This is a genomic window from Bacillus sp. EE-W1, from assembly GCF_009760835.1.
Classification (GTDB): Bacteria; Bacillota; Bacilli; order Bacillales; family Bacillaceae_G; genus Bacillus_A; species Bacillus_A wiedmannii.
In genome coordinates this window covers 1-1,031 of record NZ_WIPE01000093.1, presented here as the reverse complement: position 1 = coordinate 1,031, position 1,031 = coordinate 1, and the positions used below count along the sequence as shown (strand labels likewise).

Sequence of the window (1,031 nt, the reverse complement as noted above, 5' to 3'; positions counted from 1 at the left end):
TATCGTCTTACTTGTTGGTCTTGTCATGTCTATCTCAATTTTTTATATGTTTCAAACGTTAGCGCTTAATAAAGCGTTTATTGAATCTAACTCAGTTATTCAATCAATTGGATTCGTATTCCAGGCAGGTTCATTTTTACTAGCCATTATAACGTTCTTCTATATTTTATATGCGAACTCTTTCTTATTATCTCTTCGTCAAAAAGAGTTTGGTATGTACATGATGTTAGGAGCAAAAAAACATAAAGTTACATTGCTTATGTTTATTGAAACGATTGTATTAGGTGCTGCGTCTCTTGCGATTGGTATTACAGTTGGTGTAGGACTTGCAGAAGGTATCGGACAGTTATTAATGAAACAATTAGAATTTGCTGGTGAAGGCTATAAAGCATTTTATCTTCCATCTATGACTGTTACTTGCATTTTCTTCTTTGCACTATTTGTATTATCAGCAATTATGAACAGTATTAAGTTATCACGTATTTCTGTACTGCAACTTGTACATGCAGATGCACAAACAGAGCGTGTTGCAGTAAAGGGAAAAATGACAGGTGTCGTTGCAATCCTTGCTGTTATTTTATTAGGAATTGGCTATGCATCAATGATCTATATGGCAAAACTAAGAGAAATGGGAATCCTTATTGCATTAATTACAACAACAACTGGTACTTACATGCTATTTGGATCACTTCTCCCAGTTATCATTAGAAAGTTAAAGAGTAATAAAAAACGTAGTGAAAAAGGACTTAATGCTTTTACGTTTGCACAATTAAATTTCCGTATTAATAGCTTAACGAAAGTACTTGCAACGGTAGCGATGTTAGTTGCTCTTGGAGCGGGTGCAATTTCAGGTGGTATGGCGTTTAAAAATAACGTTATAAAAATGGTTGATGGTTTAGTAATATATGATTCAGTTATTCATAACCCAACAGCTGAAGAAAAGAATATTTTAGATGGTATTACATTTAAAGAGAAAAATGAATATCGTTACAAAGTTGATAATAAATACGTTTATTATGTAAAAGAAGATT

Annotated in this window: 1 protein-coding gene; it reads left to right on the top strand. The window is 32.5% G+C overall.

The window, feature by feature from the left end; all coding sequences use genetic code 11:
• Position 1: 1 nt before the first annotated feature.
• A partial coding sequence (locus GFJ36_RS24450) for an FtsX-like permease family protein (RefSeq protein ID WP_242016034.1) occupies positions 2 to 1,031 on the top strand: 1,030 nt, incomplete at its 3' end.